This window comes from Leucobacter chromiisoli (assembly GCF_016522505.1).
GTDB lineage: Bacteria > Actinomycetota > Actinomycetes > Actinomycetales > Microbacteriaceae > Leucobacter > Leucobacter chromiisoli.
Window position 1 is genome coordinate 429,342 of sequence record NZ_JAEHOH010000001.1, and the last position, 19,408, is coordinate 448,749.

Here is a 19,408-nt window from a genome sequence, read left to right on the forward strand (position 1 = left end):
CTCGCATCCGCCTCAGTGCTGGTCGGCGAGGCGCTGGCGCGCCTCGATGATGAGCTGCTCCGCGTCGGCGGCCGACCCCCACGCGTCGACCTTGACCCACTTGCCCGGCTCGAGATCCTTGTAGCGCTCGAAGAAGTGCTCGATCTCCTTGCGGGTGTACTCGGGGATGTCCGCCACGTCCTGGATGTGCGACCAGCGCGGATCCTTGTGCTGCACCGCGATGACCTTGTCGTCGCCGCCGGCCTCGTCGCTCATCTTGAGCACGCCGACGGGGCGCACCTTCACGCCGACGCCGGGGAAGACGGGGTAGTCGAGCAGCACGAGCACGTCGAGCGGATCGCCGTCCTCGCCCAGGGTCTCCTCGAAGAAGCCGTAGTCGGCGGGGTAGACGAAGCCCGTGTAGAGCACGCGGTCGAGGTACACGCGGCCGGTCTCGTGGTCGACCTCGTACTTGTTGCGGCTCCCCTTCGGGATCTCGATGACGGCATCGAATGCGGCGGTCATGCTGCTCCTTGAATTCGTGGATCGGTGATCGTGGATCGTGCAGGCGTCCCGTGGCTCGGGATCCCGTGCGAGCGCGGTGTCGCTGGCAGGCACCAGATTACCCGACGGGATCTCCGCGGCTCCCGGCTGCGGGCGGAGCGCCCGGTCGTGCCGGAGGAGGTACCGTGGGGACGTGACCCGCCTCCCGCGCCTCAACCCCGCCGTCGCGCGCACCCGTCGCGCCGTGCGCGAGGCGCTCGCGGGCGCCGGCAGCGCACCCGGGGCGGGGGAGGGGCTCGTGCTCGTCGCCCTCTCGGGTGGAGCCGACTCGCTCGCGCTCGCCGCAGCCGTGGCGTTCGAAGCGCCGAGGCTCGGCCTCGAAGCCGGGGCCGCGATCGTCGACCACGGGCTGCAACCCGACTCGGCCGGCGTCTCCGAGGAGGCGGCCGCCGCGGCGCGCGGCCTCGGCCTCGACCCCGTGACGGTCGAGCGCGTCAGCGTTCCCGGCAACAGCGAGGCCGGCCCCGAGGGGGCCGCGCGGGAGGCCAGGTACGCCGCCCTCGAAGGGGTGCGGTCGGGGCTCGGCGCTCGGCTGATCCTGACCGCGCACACCCGCGACGACCAGGCCGAGCAGGTGCTGCTCGCGCTGGCCCGCGGTTCGGGTGCGCGCAGCCTGGCGGGGATCCCGCGGCGGCGCGGCCCGATCCTGCGCCCCTTCCTGGAGCTCGACCGGTCGACCACCGAGGCGGCCTGCGCGGCGCAGGGGCTGAGCCCGTGGCGGGATCCGCACAACAGCGACGCCGGCTACGCGAGGGTGCGGGTGCGGGATCGGATCCTGCCCGTGCTCGAGGCCGAGCTGGGGCCCGGGATCGCGGCCGCGCTCGCCCGCACGGCCGAGCTCGCGCGGGAGGACGCCGAGGCCTTCGACGACATGGTCGCCGAGACGATCGAGGAGATCGTGGAGCCCGCGGAAGCCGGCATCGCCGTGTCGGTCGCAGCGCTCGCGGCGAATCCGGCCGCACTGCGGCACCGCCTCATCCGCGCCGTCGCCGCCGCGGAGTTCGGCTCGCACCTCAGCCGCGAGCACACCCTCGCGATCTCCGCCCTCGTCACCGACTGGCGGGGGCAGGGGCCGATCCACGTGCCGGGCATCTCGGTCGCCCGATCCGGCGGGCTCATCGTGTTCACCGCCCACCGCTGAGCGGGTCGGGGCGGGGCCGGCCGGGAGCGGCCGGGGAACGCCGTACAGTAGAGGGATGGACGCGAAACACCTGGGCGACGACCTCACCGTCGTGCTGCACACCGAGGCCGAACTGCACGCACGCCTGGCCGAGATGGCGCGCGAGATCGAAGCCGACTACGCCGAGGAGCCCCCGCTCCTCGTGGGCGTGCTGAAGGGCGCGGTCATGGTGATGGCCGACCTCGCGCGCGAGCTCCGCTTCCACGCGCAGATGGACTGGATGGCCGTCTCCTCCTACGGAAAGGGGACGAAGTCGAGCGGCGTCGTGAAGATCCTGAAGGATCTCGACGCCGATCTGACGAACCGCGACGTGCTGATCGTCGAGGACATCATCGACTCGGGCCTCACGCTCTCGTGGCTGAAGGAGAACCTCGCGAGCCGGGGCGCGCGCTCGGTGCGGATCTGCACCATGCTGCGCAAGCCGGAGGCGATGAAGGTGCAGCTCGACGTCGAGTACGTGGGCTACGACATCCCGGCCGACTTCGTCGTGGGCTACGGCCTCGACTACGCGGAGGACTACCGCAACCTGCGCGACGTCGCGATCCTCGCCCCCCACGTCTACGGCGGCGACGCGTAGGCGGGCGCGGGATCGAGGCGCGGGCCGGGCGCGGATTACGCCCCTGGCATACACTCAGGGCCAAGCGGGGAGGCAGCTACTACTCTTACTGTGTCGGGGATCCGTCTCCGGATCAAAGCCCCGGCGCGTGCAGAAAGGCTCAGACTTGGCTGAGAAGACCTCGGAGAACACCTCGAAGACCAGGAAGCTGCTGCGCGGTCCGCTGCTCTACCTGATCCTGGCTCCGCTCATCGTGCTGCTGGGGTGGTCACTGCTGTCCGGCAGCGGTACGCGAGAGGTCTCGACCCAGGAGGGTCTCGAGATGCTCGCGAAGGAGCAGGTCAAGGCCGTCGAGATCATCGACGGCGATCAGCGCGTGAACCTCGAGCTCACGAAGGTCGACAAGGAGCTCGCCACCGATCAGGTCTTCTTCTACTACGTCTCCCAGCGCGGCGACGATATCGTGCAGGCGGTCGCCGACGCCGATCCCGAGGACGGCTTCACGGATCAGGTGCCGCAGCCGAACCCCATCTGGTCGCTGCTCAGCTTCCTCTTCCCGCTGCTGATCTTCGGCCTGCTGATCTGGTGGGTGCTGTCGTCGATGTCGGCCGGCGGAGGCCGCGGCGTGATGCAGTTCGGCAAGAACAAGGCGAAGCTCGTCTCGAAGGAGACGCCGCAGGTCACCTTCGCCGACGTCGCCGGCGCCGACGAGGCCGTCGAGGAGCTGCACGAGATCAAGGACTTCCTGCAGGACGCGACGCGCTTCCAGGCGGTCGGGGCCCGGATCCCGAAGGGCGTGCTGCTCTACGGGCCGCCCGGAACCGGCAAGACCCTGCTCGCGCGCGCCGTCGCCGGCGAGGCCGGCGTGCCGTTCTACTCGATCTCCGGTTCCGACTTCGTCGAGATGTTCGTCGGCGTGGGCGCGAGCCGGGTGCGCGACCTCTTCAAGGAGGCCAAGGCGAACTCGCCCGCGATCATCTTCGTCGACGAGATCGACGCCGTGGGCCAGCGGCGGGGCCAGGGCATGGGCGGCGGTCACGACGAGCGCGAGCAGACGCTGAACCAGCTGCTCGTCGAGATGGACGGCTTCGACCCGAAGACCAACGTGATCATGATCGCGGCGACCAACCGGCCCGACATGCTGGATCCCGCCCTTCTGCGCCCCGGCCGCTTCGACCGCCAGATCGGCGTCGACGCCCCCGACATGCCCGGTCGGCGCAAGATCCTCGAGGTGCACGCGAAGGGCAAGCCGCTCTCGCAGAACGTCGATCTCGACGTCGTCGCCCGCAAGACCCCCGGCTTCTCGGGTGCGGACCTCGCGAACGTGCTGAACGAGGCCGCCCTGCTGACCGCCCGCTCCAACGCGCAGCTCATCGACAACCGCGCCCTCGACGAGGCCATCGACCGGGTCATCGCCGGCCCGCAGCGACGCACCCGCGTCATGAAGGATCAGGAGAAGCTGATCACGGCCTACCACGAGGGCGGTCACGCCCTGGTGGCGGCGGCGCTGAACCACACCGACCCGGTGACGAAGATCACGATCCTGCCCCGTGGCCGCGCGCTCGGCTACACGATGGTGATCCCGCTCGAGGACAAGTACTCGGTCACCCGCAACGAGCTGCAGGATCAGCTGGCCTACGCGCTCGGCGGTCGCGTCGCCGAGGAGCTGGTGTTCCACGACCCGACCACGGGCGCCGGCAACGACATCGAGAAGGCGACGGGCACCGCCCGCAAGATGGTCACCGAGTACGGCATGTCGGCCTCCATCGGCCCGGTCAAGCTCGGCCAGGGCCAGCCGGGGGCGTTCCTCGGCGAGTTCGGGCAGAGCCGCGACTACTCCGAGGGGGTGGCGGTGTCGGTCGACGCCGAGGTGCGTGCGCTGCTGGAGCAGGCGCACGACGAGGCGTACGAGGTGCTCGTGAAGAACCGCGGGATCCTGGACCGCCTCGCCGCGGAGCTGCTCGAGAAGGAGACGCTCGATCACAACCAGATCGCGGAGATCTTCCGCGACGTGGAGAAGCTGCCCGTGCGGCCGACCTGGCTCTCGAACACGGGCCGCCCGGTCTCGGACATCCCCCCGATCGAGGTGCCGGCGGCGCTGCGCATGGACGATCGGCACGCGAGCGACGGCGACCCGGCCGGGAACGGCGAGACCGGCGGCGGCGAGCAGGGTACGCGGGACGGTGAGCGCGACGGTGACGCCGGCGGTGCCGGGGACTCGGATCGTGCCGGCTCCGCCGATGAGCGGCGGAATCCGGGTGCGCCCGGAACCCTCGACGAGCCCGGTGCGCCGCCCCGCAATCTCGGCGTGCACGACGACGGCGACGCCGGGCGGTAGCGCGGCATGGCCGAGAACGTGGATCGCGAGCGGGTCGCCGCGGCGGTGCGCGAGCTGCTGAGCGCGATCGGCGTCGACCCCGACAGCCCCGAGCTCGCGCAGACGCCGGCCCGCGTCGCCGAGGCCTACGCCGAGTTCTTCTCGGGGGTGGGGCAGGATCCCGCCGTGCATCTCGCAGACGCCGTGCCCGTCGGGTCGGACACGGGCGAGCTGGTGCTGCTGCGTGACATCGCGCTGCGGTCGGTGTGCGAGCACCATCTGCTCCCCTTCCGCGGCCGGGCGCACATCGCCTACCGCCCGGGCGCCCGGGTCGTGGGGCTGAGCGCGCTGCCCAGAGTGGTGGACGCGCTCGCCGCTCGGCCCCAGGTGCAGGAGCGCCTCGGCGAGCAGATCGCGCAGACCATCGAGGACGCGCTCGCGCCGGAGGGGGTGCTCGTGGTGCTCGAGGCGAGCCACGGGTGCGTGACCGATCGCGGGGTGCAGCAGCGGGAGGCGCTCACCGTGACGGTCGCCTCCCGCGGCGCGCTCGCGAACCCGGCCGAGCGGGCCGAGGTGATGGCCCTGATCGGTGCCGCGCAGTGACGCTCGTGATGGGCGTGCTCAACGTCACGCCCGACTCGTTCAGCGACGGCGGGCGGTTCGAGAGCGCGGCGGCGGCCGTGAGGCGCGGACGGGAGCTCTTCGCGCTGGGCGCCGACATCGTCGACGTCGGCGGAGAGTCGACACGGCCCGGAGCGGTCGCCGTTCCCCTCGAGGAGGAGCTGCGGCGCGTGACGCCCGTCATCGGCGAGCTCGCCGCCGAGGGCCGGCGCATCTCGATCGACACGATCCACGCCGCGACGGCGCGTGCGGCCGTCGCAGCCGGCGCCGCGATCGTCAACGACGTCTCGGGCGGCACCCACGACCCCGCGATGCTCGATGCGGCGGCGTGGGCGAGCGCCGAACACGGTGCGACCTTCGCGATCGGCCACTGGCGCGGAGTGCCGGATCCCGGCCACCGCCGGTCCGACTACGCGGACGTCGTGGTCGAGGTGCGCGACGCCCTCGCCGTCCAGGCGGAGGCCGCGATCGGGGCCGGCGTCGATCCCGGGCGCATCGTGCTCGATCCGGGCCTCGGCTTCGACAAGACGGGCGCGCAGTGCTGGCAGCTGCTCGCCCGTCTCGGCGAGCTGCTCGAGCTCGGCTACCCGGTGCTCGTCGGCGCCTCGCGCAAGCGCATGATCGCGGAGGCGCTGGCCTCGGCGGGCGGCGACGGATCCGCGTCGACGCCCGCCGAGCGCGATCTCGCGACCTCGGTGGTGAGCGCCCTGGCGGCCAGGGCCGGCGCGTGGGGGGTGCGCGTCCACGACGTCGCGGGCAGCGTCCAGGCACTGGCCGTCGCGGCGGCTTGGTCGGCGGGTGGCCGACAGGTAGCCTCGGAGACGGAGGCGACGACCGAGGCCGGAGGTGCGGAATGAGCGCGCGCGCAGAGGATCCCGCTGCGGACCGGATCACCCTGACCGGGCTCGAGGTGTTCGCGCACCACGGCGTCTTCGACTTCGAGCGCGAGCGGGGGCAGCGCTTCCTCGTCGACGCTGAGCTGACCGTCGATCTGCGCGCCGCCGCGTCCGGCGACTCGCTCGAGCGGACGGTGCACTACGGCGAGCTGGCGGAGGCGATCGTGCGCGCCGTCTCCGAGGACCCCGTCGACCTCATCGAGACCGTGGCCGAGCGCGTCGCCGGCGTGGCCCTGGGCTTCGCCGGGGTGCAGGCCGCCAGGATCACCGTGCACAAGCCCGACGCGCCGATCGCGGCGACCTTCCGGGACGTGTCGGTGACGGTCGTCAGGCGGGCAGGGGAGACGGCGGGATGATCGCCCAGGTGGTGCCCGTGCTCTTCGCGTTCGGCGCGAATCTGGGGGATCGCGGCGAGACGATCCTGGCGGCGCAGGCCGAGCTGGCCGCCACGCCCGGAATCAGCGATCTGCGCGCCTCGCCGATGCGCGAAACCGTCGCGCTCACGCTGGAGGGTCCGGATCCCGACGCCCCGCGCTACCTCAACGCGGTCGCCGCGGCCGAGACCGTGCTGAGTCCCCACGAGCTGCTCGACGTGATGCAGGGGATCGAGCAGCGCCACGGTCGCACCCGCGACCTGCGGTGGGGGGATCGGACCCTCGACATCGACCTCATCCTGTACGGGGGGCGCGTCGTGCAGGACGATCGGCTCACGGTGCCGCACCCGCGCGCGCACGAGCGCGACTTCGTGCTCGCCCCGTGGCTCGACCTCGATCCCGACGCCGTGCTCATGGGCCACGGCCGGGTCGACCGTCTGCTCGCCGCGCTCGGCGACACGACCTCCCCCTTCGATCCGGGGGTCTCAGACGCCGGAGCGGACCGATGCGCCGACGGGGGAGCCGCTCGTGCGTAGGGTCGACCGCACCTCCCCGCTCACCGTGCTCGCCTTCGCCGCCGCGGGAGTCGCGACCGGCCTGCTCGTCCAGTTCTTCCTCTCCTCGAGGGGCCGGCCCCCGCTGGTCCCGCCGATCCCCCTGCCGGTCACGATCCTGATCCTGGCGGTGGGCATCCTCGCCCTGGGGCTGGTGCTGCGGCGCGCCACCACCCGGGACACCGGCGGCAACGTCAACCCGTTCACGGCGGTGCGCATCCTGGCGGCGGCGCGAGCCGGGCAGTTCGCCGGGGCCCTGCTCGGAGGATTCGGAGGCGGGCTCGCGCTCTCGCTGCTCACCCGCAGCGTGCCCGCGCCCACGGAGACCTGGCTGCCCATGCTGCTCGTGCTCGCCTCGGGCGTCGCGCTGGTCGTGTGCGGTGTGATTGCCGAGCACCTCTGCCGGATCCCTCCGGACGACGAGGAGCGCGACGCGGACGCCGCCGACCAGCCCGCCTGAGCGGTTCGCCTTGAGCGGTTCGGGTGAGCAGTTTGCCTGAGTGGTTCGCCTGGAGCGGTTCGCCTTGAGCGCACCGCCCGTGGCGATGTCGGCGCCCGCCAGTAGGGTGGAGGCGTGAACACACAGGCGAGCGGAGCAGAGCAGGGCGCGGTTCGAGCGGAGGCCCCGGCCGCGATGGACCCGCCCGCGGCGGGCCCCGGCGACGCCGCGGGCGGCTCCGGGTGGCCGGCGGGCGCGGGGCAGTGGCACCGCGTCTCGCCGAAGTACGCCTGGGCCGACCTCGCGCTGAACCTCCTGTTCGACCTGATCCTGGTGGCGGTCTTCTTCGTGATCATGCTGAGCACCGGCGCCGAGCCGCCGCTCTGGGTGGTCATCGTCTTCCCCATCGGCGTCGTGGGGCTGCTCGTGAACTCCGTGCTCGCGTTCCGGCGGGTGAAGGCCATCGGCTACGTGCTGCGCGACGACGACCTGCTCTTCCGGCGCGGCATCATGTTCGAGCGGGTGATCGCGGTGCCGTACGGGCGGCTGCAGCTCGTCGATGTGACGCGCGGCCCGCTGCTGCGCGCCCTCGGGCTCTCGACGCTCAAGTTCGTGACGGCCTCGGCGGCGACCGGCGTGAACCTCCCGGGGCTGCCGGCCGAGGAGGCGGAGGCGCTGCGGGATCGCCTGATCGACCTCGCCGAGACGCGGCGGTCGGGGCTGTGAACGAGCGGCCGGTCGACGGCACCGACGCCCCTGCGATCCCGCGGGCGGAGACGCTGCCGGGCACACCCGACGCCGAGGGGTGGCGGCGCCTGCACCCGCTCTCGCCGCTGCTGCAGGGCGGGCTCATCTTCGTCGTCATCGTGGGCGTCATCATCGCCAACCTCCGCGACAGCATCATCGGGCTGTTCGTGGGCGGCGAGGCCGCCTCCGAGAACGGCGGCGATGTGCTCGACCTCTTCTCCACGATCCTCGAGCGGGGCCTCCTGCTCGCTGTGATCGGCGGGCTGCTCGGCTTCGTGGCGCTCGTGGTCTTCTTCGCGTGGCTGAGCTGGCGGTTCCACACCTACCGCGTCGGCGACGACGCGGTCGAGGCGCGCAAGGGCATCCTGTTCCGCCAGCACCGGCGGGCGCCGCTCGAGCGGATCCAGAGCGTCAACCTGAAGCGTCCCCTGCTCGCCCGGGCGCTCGGCCTCACGCAGATCGAGATCCAGACCGCGGGGCAGGGCGGCAAGGTCGACCTGAACTACCTCGGCCACAAGGACGCCAAGACCGTGCGCGAGCAGATCATCCGCCGGGCCGCGATCTCGAAGCGCGGCGGGCGGCCCGCGCCCGGCGCCGACTCCGCGTTCGCGGTGAGCGCCGACTCGGCGGCAGCGGTGAGCGCCGACGGCACGCCGTACGCGCAGGCCCACGGCGCCTTCGAGCAGCGCGTCAGCGACTTCGCCGACTTCGACATCGACCCCAGCGCCCGAGAGCGGGGCGCGCTCGTCTCGGTTCCCGTCGGCAGGCTCGTCGGCAGCATCCTTCTCAGCTGGGAGGTGATCTTCGCGGTCGTGCTCATCGTGGCCGTGCCGATCGCCGCGGCTGTCTGGGAGTGGGCGATCCTGGCGGGCCTCATCCCGCTCCTGGTCGTGATGGTCGGCGTCGCGTTCGGTCAGTTCAACAAGGGCTTCAACTTCACCCTCTCCCACTCCGAGGACGGGGTGCGCACGAGTGCGGGCCTCACCTCGACCAGCACCGAGACCATCCCCTTCGGCCGCATCCACGCCGTCGAGGCGCGCCAGCCGCTCCTCTGGCGCAGGTTCGGCTGGTGGAAGGTGCGCATCACGAGAGCCGGGCAGAAGGCGTCCGAGAGCGGCCAGAGCCAGGCGGGCGGCGTCGTGCTGCCGGTCGGGTTCGAGGCCGACGTGATCCGGGTGCTCGAGACGCTGCTGCCCGGCATCGGCGACGAGGCACACGAGGCCGAGGGGCTGCGGGACGGCCTCGTCGGTTCCGCAGACGGCTACCTCGGCGCGGGACCGCGGGCCGGTTGGGTGCTGTGGTGGGGCCGGCGGCGCGCCGGCATCCGCGTGGACGGCGTCGACGGCGCGCGCGGCGGCGCCGGCGTCCGCGGCGTCGACGGCGCGCGCGGCGACCACGGGGCGGACGAGGGCGCGACCCTCCGCATCCGCCGCGGTGCGCTCACCCGCTCCTTCACGGTGGCCCCGATCCTGCGGGCGCAGTCCGTGCAGCTCCACCGGCCGCTCGTGCATCGCGTGCTCGGTCTCGCGACGATCCAGTTCGACACCGTCCTCGGTCCGGTGAACACGAAGATGCGCGGCCTCGAGCTCGAGCGCGCGAGGCAGGTGTTCGATCTGCTGGCCGACGCCGTCGTGCGGGTGCAGAGCGGCGAGGCCGAGCGGCGGGCCGCCGCGCAGCCAGCGCCTCGCGTCGATCCGGAGCAGCGATGAGCGGCGCCGCGCAGGCGAGTCGACTGGGCATCGGCGTCATCGGCGCGGGCCGGGTCGGGCCCGTGCTCGCCCGGGCGCTCGCGGGGGCCGGTCACGCCATCACCGGCATCAGCGCGCTCGGCGAGGAGAGCCGGGAGCGCGCCGAATCGATGCTTCCCGGAGTGCCCGTCCTCGAGGTGCCCGAGATCGTGCGGCGCTCCGAGCTCGTGCTCTTCGCGATCCCCGGAGCGGAACTCCCCGGGCTGGTGCACGGCCTCACCGAGACCGCCGCCTGGCAGCCGGGGCAGATCGCCATCCACACCTCCGCCGAGCACGGATACGGCGTCTTCGCCCCGGCGCTCTCGGTCGGCGTGATCCCGCTCGCGCTGCACCCGGCGATGGTCTTCACCGGCACGAGCCTCGACCTCGCCCGCCTGGCCGAGAGCACGGTCGCGGTCACCGCGCCCGGGCCCGTGCTGCCGATCGGGCAGGCGCTCGCGGTCGAGATGGGGGCGGAGCCCGTGATCGTCTCCGAGCAGGATCGCCCGGCCTACGCCGAGGCGGTGTCGGCGGCGGTCGAGTTCTCCCGCGCCGTCGTCCGGCAGGCCGCGGAGACGCTGCGCGGGCTCGGGATCGAGCGGCCCGACCGCGTCGTCGGCGGCCTCGCCCGAGCCGCGATCGACGAGGAACTGCTCGCGGTCGCGGGGGGAGCGCCCGCCGAGCCCGACGCCGACGAGGCGCTGTAGGCGGCTCGCGGCCCGCCCCCGCGCACATCCGTGACGGATGAACCGGGCGTCCGGCCGCGATCCCGACTCGGCGCACGCTCGGGATCGGTAGACTTGTCCGGCACGCCGAGACAACGGAGGATCCCGCCCAGATGAGCGACCACACCGCGCCCGACACCACCGCGTACGAAGAAGAGGTCTTCGAGCAGAAGCAGGTGCGGCTCGACAAGCGCGCGAAGCTGAACGACCTCGGCGGCCTCGGCGGCGGCGCATATCCCGTCGAGGTGCCCGTCACCGCCACGATCCCGGCCGTGCGCGAGAGGTGGGAGCACCTCACGGAGACCCCCGACAGCGCCTCGGGCGAGACCGTCGGGATCGCCGGCCGCGTGGTCTTCCAGCGCAACACGGGCAAGCTGTGCTTCGCCAGCCTGCAGTCCGGCGACGGCACGCGGATCCAGGTCATGATCAGCCTCGCCGGAGTCGGCGAGGACTCGCTCGCGCAGTACAAGGAGCTCGTCGACCTGGGCGATCACCTCTTCGTCCGCGGCGAGGTCATCTCCAGCCGACGCGGGGAGCTCTCGGTCATGGTGGAGGAGTGGCGCATCGCCGCGAAGGCCCTCGCGCCGCTGCCCAACCTGCACAGCGAGCTGAGCGAGGAGACGCGCGTGCGTCAGCGCTACCTCGACCTCATCGTGCGCGAGCAGGCACGGGTCAACGTGCTCACCCGCGCCAAGACGATGGCGAGCCTCCGCAGCACCTTCGCGGAGCAGGGCTTCGTCGAGGTCGAGACCCCGATGCTGCAGACCATGCACGGCGGAGCCTCCGCCCGCCCGTTCGTCACGCACTCGAACGCGTTCGACACGGAGCTCTACCTGCGCATCGCCCCCGAGCTCTTCCTGAAGCGCGCGGCCGTCGGTGGACTGGAACGCGTCTTCGAGATCAACCGCAACTTCCGTAACGAGGGCGCCGACTCGACGCACAGCCCCGAGTTCGCGATGCTCGAGGCGTACCAGGCCTACACCGACTACCACGGGATCGCCGACCTGACGCAGACGCTGATCCAGAACGCCGCCCTCGCCGCGAACGCGGGGACCGAGCGCGAGGGGTCGCACACGGTGCTGTGGGCCGACGGCACCCTCTTCGACCTGGGCGGCGAGTGGGATCGCATCTCGATGTACGGCACCCTCTCCGAGGCCGTCGGCCGTGAGATCACCCCCTCAACGTCCGTGGAGGAGCTGCAGACGCTCGCCGACGAACAGGGCGTCGAGGTGAGGCTGCCGAACCACGGCAAGCTGGTCGAGGAGCTCTGGGAGCACTTCGTGAAGGACGGTCTCACGCGTCCGACCTTCGTCATGGATTTCCCCGTCGAGACGAGCCCGCTCACGCGCCACCACCGGTCGATCCCCGGTGTCGTCGAGAAGTGGGATCTCTACGTGCGCGGCTTCGAGCTGGCGACCGGCTATTCGGAGCTCGTCGACCCAGTCGTGCAGCGCGAGCGCTTCGTCGAGCAGGCCGCCCAGGCGGCGAAGGGCGACGACGAGGCCATGCGCGTCGACGAGGAGTTCCTGCGGGCCCTCGAGCACGGCATGCCCCCGTCGGGAGGCATGGGCATGGGAATGGACCGCCTGCTCATGGCGCTCACGGGGCTCGGGATCCGCGAGACGATCCTCTTCCCGCTCGTCAAGTAGGTCTGAGGCGCGGCTACGCCTCGTCGCCGATGACCGCGCCGAAGCGGGCGGGCAGCGTGCCGCGGTGAGCGTCGCCGAGCTCGGCGAGCGGGATCGAGAAGCGATCCTGCACCTCGAGCGCCGCGGTCTCGCCGGTGCCGTCCGTCACGCCGATGCGCAGCACGGGGTAGCCCCGCCCCTCGCACAGGCCCCTGAACTTCACGTCCTCCTCGTGGGGCACGGCCACCAGCACGCGGCCCTGCGACTCGGAGAAGAGCGCGGTCGTCGCGTCGACGCCGTCGCGCTCCATGATCTCGTCGATCCACACCCGCGCGCCCACGCCGAAGCGCAGCGTCGCCTCGGCGAGCGCCTGGGCCAGACCGCCGTCCGAGAGATCCTGCGCCGCGGAGAGCAGGCCGCCCTGCGAAGCCGCGTGCAGCAGCTCGGCGAGCCTGCGCTCGGCGTCGAGGTCGGCGACGGGGGGCAGGCCGCCCAGGTGGTCGTGGACGGTGCCCGCCCAGGCCGAGCCGTCGAGCTCCTCCCGGGTCGTGCCGAGCAGGTAGAGGTGCTCGCCCTCATCCTGCCAGCCGCTCGGCACCCGGCGCGCGACGTCGTCGATGATGCCGAGCACGCCGACGACGGGGGTCGGATGGATCGGGGTGTCGCCGGTCTGGTTGTAGAGCGAGACGTTGCCGCCGGTCACGGGAACCTCGAGCGAGAGGCAGGCGTCGGAGAGGCCCTCGACGGCGCGCGAGAACTGCCACATGACCTCGGGGTTCTCGGGGCTGCCGAAGTTCAGGCAGTCGGTGACCGCGGTGGGCACCGCGCCCGAGGTGGCGACGTTGCGGTACGCCTCGGCGAGCGCGAGCTGCGCGCCGGCGTAGGGATCGAGCTGGCAGTAGCGGCCGTTCGCGTCGGTCGCGATGGCGACGCCGAGGCCCGATTCCTCGTCGACGCGGATCATGCCCGCTCCGTCGGGGAAGGAGAGGGCGGTGTTGCCGAGCACGTACTTGTCGTACTGGTTGGTGACCCACTCGGCGGAAGCCTGGTTCGGCGACGCCGCGACCGCGAGCAGCTGCGCGCGGAGCTCGTCGTCGGAGGCTGCGCGGGGAAGCTTCGCGGCGGAGTCGGCCTGCAGCGCATCGATCCAGCTCGGGTAGGCGACGGGGCGCTCGTAGACCGGCCCGTCGATCGCGACGGTGCGCGGATCCACGTTCACGATCTCCTCGCCGCGCCAGTTGATGACGAGGCGGCCGGTGTCGGTGACCTCGCCGAGCACGCTCGTCTCGACGTCCCACTTCTTCGTCACCTCGAGGAAGGCGTCGAGCTTCTCGGGCGCCACGACCGCCATCATGCGCTCCTGGCTCTCCGACATGAGGATCTCCTCGGCGGTGAGCGAGGGATCCCGGAGCAGCACGCTGTCGAGCTCGATGAACATGCCGCCGTCGCCGTTGGAGGCGAGCTCGCTCGTCGCGCAGCTGATGCCCGCCGCGCCGAGATCCTGGATGCCCTCGACCAGCTCGCCCTTGAAGAGCTCGAGGCAGCACTCGATGAGCACCTTCTCGGCGAAGGGGTCGCCGACCTGCACCGCCGGGCGCTTCGTCGGGCCGCCCTCGGCGAAGCTGTCGGAGGCGAGGATCGACGCGCCGCCGATGCCGTCGCCGCCCGTGCGGGCGCCGAAGAGCACGACCTTGTTGCCCGTACCCGAGGCATTGGCGAGGTGCAGATCCTCGTGGCGCAGCACGCCCACGCCGAGCGCGTTGACGAGCGGATTCGCCTGGTAGACGCCGTCGAACACGGTCTCGCCGCCGAGGTTCGGCAGGCCGAGGCAGTTCGCGTACGAGCTGATGCCCGAGACCACGCCGTGCACCACGCGGGCCGTGTCGGGATCGTCGATGTCGCCGAAGCGCAGCTGATCCATGACCGCGACCGGGCGGGCGCCCATCGAGATGATGTCGCGGATGATGCCGCCGACGCCGGTCGCCGCGCCCTGGAAGGGCTCGATGTAGGAGGGGTGGTTGTGGCTCTCCACCTTGAAGGTGACGGCCCAGCCCTCGCCCACGTCGATCACGCCGGCGTTCTCGCCCATGCCGACGAGCAGGCGCTCCCTCATCTTGTCGTTGACCTTCTTGCCGAACTGGCGCAGGTAGATCTTCGACGACTTGTAGGAGCAGTGCTCGGACCACATGACGGAGTACATGGCGAGCTCGCCGGAGGTGGGGCGACGGCCGAGGATCTCCTTGATCTTCGCGTACTCGTCGTCCTTGAGCCCGAGAGCGCCGTACGGCTGCTCCTTGTCGGGGGTCGCGAGGGCGTCGGCTACGGTGTCGGGGGCTGGGACGGCGGTGGTGTCAGTCACGCTCGATGTGCTCCGGGGTCTGAGGGCGAGATCGGCCCGGAGAAAGCCCGAAGCCTACCCTCTAGTCTACGCGTGCCGCGCGGCGATGCTGGGCCCGCGCCGTGCGGCGATGCTGGGCCCGCGGGATCACGCCGGGCGGTGAACTGGATCGGATGGCGGGGCAGACGCGGGATCGCTCGGCGCAGTAGGCGCACGATGGGATCCGTCGGCGCGAGCCGACCGCTGGCGGTTCACAGCGGAACAGTGGAAACTGGTGGCATGAGCACTCCGAACCAGCACCCGCTGCCCCCGAGCCCCGACGGCGGCGCCGACCCGGGCGCGGACACCCGGACCGCAGCCCCCGCGGGCGACGGGCAGACCGCGCCCCAGACGCCTCCGGCCCAGGCGCCCCAGGACAGCCCGGGTCGTCCCGACTCGTCCGCGCCCGTCGGCCCGCAGCCCGCGTACCCGGGTCATCCGGGCCACCCTGGCCCACCCGCCGCACCGGGGCGCCCCGGACAGCAGGCGCAGGGGCCGGGCCCCAAGCGGCTCTCGAGCTTCCTCAAGATCAGCATCATCCTGCTGGCGGCGCTCTCGATCGCATCGATCTCGCTGCTCTTCATCGGCGACTTCGAGGGCAAGTTCGAGCGCGTCTTCGCGACCTTCTTCCTCTTCGCGGTGTTCGTGCTGCTCACGGCCTTCGACACCCGGCGCGAGGTCCGCTCCGAGTGGTACGCGCCGGTCGCGCTGATTGCGAACGCGTACATCCTCGGGCTGCTGCTCATCGTGATCTGGATGAACCCGTACGACCCCTTCTGGCTGGTCGGCAGCATCTTCTGGAAGTCGGTGCTCGTGATCGTCGTGACGCGGGCGGTGATCCTGTGCTGCCAGCTGCTCATCGGCAGCAGCGGCCGCTTCCCGCCGGTGGTCGGGCGCTTCGCGTTCGTGACGAGCGTGCTGGCCGTGCTCTCGGGGATCCTCTTCACGGCGCCCGTCGGGATCGACCTCTTCGACGTCGACATCCCCGAGCTCTACTGGAAGATCGCCACGGCGACGCTGATCCTCGTGGCGCTCGGGATCGCGATCACCCTGCTGCTGCGCTGGTCGTACGGCGCGCAGGCGCGGGAGGCCGCGCGCAGTCAGCGGCAGGCCGCGCGAGCGGCGCAGCAGGCCCACCAGGTCCACCAGGTGCAGGCGGTCCAGGCTCCCCAGCAGCACTCCCAGCAGGCGTATCCGCCGCAGGGTGCACCGGCGCAGCAGGAGCTGCTGCCCTGGCCGACCTTCGCCGATGGCACTCCGCTGCCCGTGGGGCCCGACGGCCAGCCCGACTTCTCGGTGCTGCAGCAGGGACCGGACCAGCAGCGCTAGCGCGGTCCCGGCGTCCGCGCGCCGCGCTGTCCGGACGCCGCACTGCTTGGACGCCGCGCTGCCCGGATGCCGCGCTGCCGGTTCGGGAGAAACGCCGAACGAACAGGGGGTTTTCGCCATCGCCTTGATCATCAGATGAACTTCAGCTTAGGCTTGCCTCAGTGGCCCGGAACACGACCGGGCCAGAGCCGCGTCGATGCAGTTCGCACGAATCCATCGGCGTATTTTCATGCCCTGACGACATTTGAGGAGCACCTCCGTGGCCATTCGACTCACGCGCGCAGCCGGAATCACGGCGCTCGCGCTCGGCGCAGCGCTCGCCCTGACCTCCTGCGCCTCCGGCGCACCCGCTGAGGAGGCGCCGGCCGAGGAGCAGGCGGGCACCGTCACCATCACCGACAACCACGGCGAGATCGAGGTGCCGGTCAACCCGGAGAAGGTCGTCGCCCTCGACAACACCGTCTTCGACACGCTCAGCGAGTGGGACATCGAGCTCGTCGCCGCGCCGAAGGACGTGATGGGCTCGGTGTGGCCGGAGTACACCGACGACGACGCGATCGCCAACGTGGGCAGCCACCGCGAGCCCGATCTGGAGGCGATCGTCGCCGCGCAGCCCGACCTGATCATCGGGGGATACCGCTTCAGCGACGCCTACGACCAGATCAAGGAGCAGAACCCCCAGGCCGCGGTCATCGAGATCGCGCCCCGCGAGGGTGAGGACGAGGTCTCCGAGCTCAAGCGTCAGACCGAGATCCTCGGCCAGATCTTCGACCGCGAGGAGGACGCCGAGGCGCTGAGCACCGAGCTCGACGAGGCGATCGCCGGAGCGAAGGAGGCGTACAACGGCACCGACACCGTCATGGCCGTGAACACCTCGGCCGGCCAGATCGGCTACATCGCCCCCGAGGTCGGGCGCGCGCTCGGTCCGGTGTTCCCCGCCCTCGGCTGGAAGCCCGCGCTCGAGGTCGAGGGTGCGACCGACGACCACCAGGGCGACGACATCTCCGTCGAGGCGATCGCCGACTCGAACCCCGACTGGATCGTCGCGCTCGACCGCGACGCCGCATTCGCCCCCGAGGACCGCGAGGCCGGCTCCGCCCCCGCCGACGAGCTGATCGCCGGTTCCGAGGCGCTGCAGAACGTCACGGCGGTGCAGCAGGATCAGATCGTGATCCTCGACCCGAACTTCTACCTGACCGAGGGCATCCACGCCTACACCGACCTGTTCACCCAGCTGCAGGAGGCGTTCAGCGCCGCATGAGCATGACGCCCGACGCGGCCCCTGGCCGTGGAAGCGGGGCGTCCGTTCGAGAGAACGGGCGCCCCGCTCGGCGTATCCGCAGCGAGGGCGGGAACGCCCCCGTGGCCCCCGAGCTCGCGCCGCCGAGGCGTCGTCCGTGGCTGATGCTCGGGGCCTGCGCCGTCGTCGCCGGGCTGCTCGTCGCCTCGCTGATGACGGGGGTCTACGACGTCGGCGACGGGGAGTTCGGATCCGAGATGTTCTGGATCACGCGCGTGCCCCGCACGATCGCGCTCGTGCTCGCCGGGGCCGCGATGGCGACCAGCGGTCTCGTGATGCAGATGCTCACGCAGAACCGCTTCGTCGACGCCACGACATCTGGCACGACCGAGTGGGCCGCCCTCGGCCTGCTGCTCACGGTGCTGCTGCTGCCCGGCGTGGGGCTGTTCGGCAAGATGGTGATCGCCAGCGCCTCCGCCTTCGTCGGCGCCATGCTGTTCATGATCATCCTGCGTCGCATCGTCATCCGCACGACGCTCGTGGTGCCGCTCGTCGGCATCATGATCGGGGCCGTCGTCAGCGCCCTCACCACCTTCCTCGCCGCCAAGTTCAACCTGCTGCAGATGCTCGGCGTCTGGTTCATGGGCAGCTTCACCTCGGTGGTCCGCGGCCGCTACGAGGTGCTGTGGGTCGTCGCCGTCGTCACGCTGCTCGTGTTCGTCATGGCCGATCGCATCACCGTGGCGGGCCTCGGCAAGGACATCGCGACGAGCTTCGGCCTCAGCTACGAGGCGATCCTCATCGCCGGAACGGCGCTCGTCGCGATCGCCGCGGGCGTCACGACCGTCGTCGTCGGCTTCCTGCCCTTCCTCGGCCTCGTGGTGCCCAACATCGTGGCGATGGTGCGGGGAGACAACGTGCGCAGCAACCTCCCGTGGGTCGTGCTCGGCGGGGTCGCCCTCGTGACCGCGTGCGACCTCGTCGGGCGCACGATCATCATGCCCTTCGAGATCCCCGTCTCGATGGTGCTCGGGATCGTCGGCTCCGTCGTGTTCATCACTCTGCTCCTCAGGCAGCGGGCACGTGGCTGAGCGCGAGGGGCAGGCCGGGCGGCTCGGGCAGCTCGGCATCGTGCGGCTCGGCAGCACGGGGGAGCCGCCGGACTGGTCCGAGCCGGGGCCCTCCTGGCTGTCGCGGCACCGGGCGCTGCTCGTCGTCTACGCCGTGGCGGCGCTGCTCGCCGTCGCGATCCTCGTCTACCAGAACCCCGCGCCCGTGGGCAGCCCCGGGTTCTGGATCATCGTGCAGACGCGGCTGACGTCGCTCGGCACGATCGCCTTCGTCGCGGTCGCCCAGGCGCTCGCCACCGTGCTCTTCCACACGGTGACGTCGAACCGGATCCTCACGCCCTCGATCCTCGGCTTCGACGCGCTCTACGTGCTCACGCAGACGGCCCTCGTGTTCGTCTTCGGCACCGCAGCGGGCACGATGGAGGGGATCCCGAAGATCGTCGCCCAGAGCGCGCTCATGGTGGTGTTCGCGACGGTGCTCTACGGCTGGCTCTTCTCGGGCCGGCGCGCCAACCTGCACCTCATGCTGCTGGTGGGCGTGGTGCTCGGGATCGGCTTCGGGTCGCTCTCCACGTTCCTGCAGCGCACGCTCACGCCGAGCGAGTTCGACGTGCTGAGCGCGCGCCTCTTCGGCAGCATCGGGAAGGGGAACCCGGAGTACCTCCCCATCGCGGGGACCATGGTGCTGGCGATCCTGGTCTACGCGTGGCTGCGCCGGCGCACGTACGACGTGGTCGCGCTCGGGCGCGACGTCGCGGTGGGGCTCGGCGTGCACTACCGGCGCGAGGTCGTCACGACGCTCGTGCTCGTGGCGGTGCTCGTGTCGGTCTCGGCGACGATGGTCGGGCCGATGACGTTCTTCGGATTCCTCGTCGCGACCCTCGCGTATCAGTTCGCGCCGGGGGACAGCCACTCCGAGACCGTGCCGCTCGCCATCGGCATCGGGCTCGTCACCCTGCTCGGCGCGACGTTCGTGCTGCGCAACGTCTTCTCCGCTGCGGGGCTCGTGACCGTCATCATCGAGTTCGTGGGCGGACTCACCTTCCTCGTCGTGCTGCTCAGAAAGGGACTGCGTTGACCGAAAG

At 71.6% G+C, this 19,408-nt stretch carries 18 protein-coding genes; 16 read left to right on the plus strand and 2 right to left on the minus strand.

Annotation, left to right across the window (positions count from 1 at the left end):
* Positions 1–12: 12 nt before the first annotated feature.
* A complete protein-coding gene (ppa, locus tag JD276_RS01850; RefSeq protein ID WP_200113194.1) occupies positions 13–504 on the minus strand; it encodes an inorganic diphosphatase in 492 nt (163 codons plus the stop codon).
* Positions 505–676: 172 nt separating this feature from the next.
* On the opposite strand from ppa, the gene tilS reads away from it, so the two are divergent.
* The 12 genes from tilS to lysS all read left to right on the plus strand — a co-directional run bounded on the left by tilS (position 677) and on the right by lysS (position 12,328).
* Positions 677–1,684, plus strand: a complete 1,008-nt coding sequence (gene tilS, locus JD276_RS01855; protein WP_200113200.1) for a tRNA lysidine(34) synthetase TilS — start codon at positions 677–679, stop codon at positions 1,682–1,684.
* A 55-nt stretch (positions 1,685–1,739) separates the two neighbouring features.
* Positions 1,740–2,300: a hypoxanthine phosphoribosyltransferase gene (gene hpt / locus JD276_RS01860; RefSeq protein WP_200113201.1), complete on the plus strand. Its 561-nt coding sequence runs from the start codon at positions 1,740–1,742 to the stop codon at positions 2,298–2,300.
* Positions 2,301–2,445: 145 nt separating this feature from the next.
* Positions 2,446–4,617: an ATP-dependent zinc metalloprotease FtsH gene (gene ftsH, locus JD276_RS01865; RefSeq protein ID WP_200113202.1), complete on the plus strand. Its 2,172-nt coding sequence runs from the start codon at positions 2,446–2,448 to the stop codon at positions 4,615–4,617.
* 6 nt (positions 4,618–4,623) lie between these two features.
* Entirely contained in the window at positions 4,624–5,199 is a 576-nt protein-coding gene (gene folE, locus JD276_RS01870; protein WP_200113203.1) for a GTP cyclohydrolase I FolE, read from the plus strand.
* A complete protein-coding gene (folP, locus tag JD276_RS01875) occupies positions 5,196–6,074 on the plus strand; it encodes a dihydropteroate synthase (protein ID WP_307866393.1) in 879 nt (292 codons plus the stop codon). Before folE ends, folP begins: the two co-directional genes overlap by 4 nt.
* A complete protein-coding gene (gene folB, locus JD276_RS01880) occupies positions 6,071–6,469 on the plus strand; it encodes a dihydroneopterin aldolase (protein WP_200113205.1) in 399 nt (132 codons plus the stop codon). Before folP ends, folB begins: the two co-directional genes overlap by 4 nt.
* Positions 6,466–7,023 carry a 2-amino-4-hydroxy-6-hydroxymethyldihydropteridine diphosphokinase gene (folK, locus tag JD276_RS01885; RefSeq protein ID WP_200113207.1) on the plus strand — a complete coding sequence of 186 codons (558 nt, stop codon included), beginning with the start codon at positions 6,466–6,468 and terminating at the stop codon, positions 7,021–7,023. The genes folB and folK overlap by 4 nt, the downstream gene beginning before the upstream one ends.
* On the plus strand, positions 7,016–7,501 hold the full coding sequence (locus JD276_RS01890; RefSeq protein ID WP_200113209.1) for a DUF3180 family protein: 486 nt from the start codon (positions 7,016–7,018) through the stop codon (positions 7,499–7,501). Before folK ends, JD276_RS01890 begins: the two co-directional genes overlap by 8 nt.
* 114 nt (positions 7,502–7,615) lie before the next feature.
* Complete coding sequence (locus JD276_RS01895) at positions 7,616–8,206, plus strand: PH domain-containing protein (RefSeq protein ID WP_307866394.1); 591 nt, start codon at positions 7,616–7,618, stop codon at positions 8,204–8,206.
* Complete coding sequence (locus tag JD276_RS01900; protein ID WP_200113216.1) at positions 8,203–9,936, plus strand: PH domain-containing protein; 1,734 nt, start codon at positions 8,203–8,205, stop codon at positions 9,934–9,936. Before JD276_RS01895 ends, JD276_RS01900 begins: the two co-directional genes overlap by 4 nt.
* The gene (locus JD276_RS01905) at positions 9,933–10,661 is read left to right on the plus strand and encodes a Rossmann-like and DUF2520 domain-containing protein (protein ID WP_200113218.1); all 729 of its coding nucleotides are present in this window, start codon (positions 9,933–9,935) and stop codon (positions 10,659–10,661) included. Before JD276_RS01900 ends, JD276_RS01905 begins: the two co-directional genes overlap by 4 nt.
* Positions 10,662–10,792: 131 nt before the next feature.
* Positions 10,793–12,328: a lysine--tRNA ligase gene (gene lysS, locus JD276_RS01910; protein ID WP_200113225.1), complete on the plus strand. Its 1,536-nt coding sequence runs from the start codon at positions 10,793–10,795 to the stop codon at positions 12,326–12,328.
* Between the two features lie 13 nt (positions 12,329–12,341).
* Here lysS and purL read toward each other — a convergent pair whose 3' ends face one another.
* On the minus strand, positions 12,342–14,666 hold the full coding sequence (gene purL / locus JD276_RS01915; protein WP_200113228.1) for a phosphoribosylformylglycinamidine synthase subunit PurL: 2,325 nt from the start codon (positions 14,664–14,666) through the stop codon (positions 12,342–12,344).
* Positions 14,667–14,924: 258 nt separating this feature from the next.
* Here purL and JD276_RS16095 point away from each other — a divergent pair, with 258 nt between their 5' ends.
* The 4 genes from JD276_RS16095 (at position 14,925) to JD276_RS01935 (ending at position 19,401) form a co-directional block, all read left to right on the plus strand.
* On the plus strand, positions 14,925–16,013 hold the full coding sequence (locus tag JD276_RS16095) for a hypothetical protein (RefSeq protein WP_200113231.1): 1,089 nt from the start codon (positions 14,925–14,927) through the stop codon (positions 16,011–16,013).
* Between the two features lie 259 nt (positions 16,014–16,272).
* Positions 16,273–17,274 carry a siderophore ABC transporter substrate-binding protein gene (locus tag JD276_RS01925; RefSeq protein ID WP_200113233.1) on the plus strand — a complete coding sequence of 334 codons (1,002 nt, stop codon included), beginning with the start codon at positions 16,273–16,275 and terminating at the stop codon, positions 17,272–17,274.
* Complete coding sequence (locus JD276_RS01930) at positions 17,271–18,344, plus strand: ABC transporter permease (protein WP_372432803.1); 1,074 nt, start codon at positions 17,271–17,273, stop codon at positions 18,342–18,344. The genes JD276_RS01925 and JD276_RS01930 overlap by 4 nt, the downstream gene beginning before the upstream one ends.
* The gene (locus JD276_RS01935) at positions 18,337–19,401 is read left to right on the plus strand and encodes an iron chelate uptake ABC transporter family permease subunit (RefSeq protein WP_307866395.1); all 1,065 of its coding nucleotides are present in this window, start codon (positions 18,337–18,339) and stop codon (positions 19,399–19,401) included. The genes JD276_RS01930 and JD276_RS01935 overlap by 8 nt, the downstream gene beginning before the upstream one ends.
* Positions 19,402–19,408: the final 7 nt, after the last annotated feature.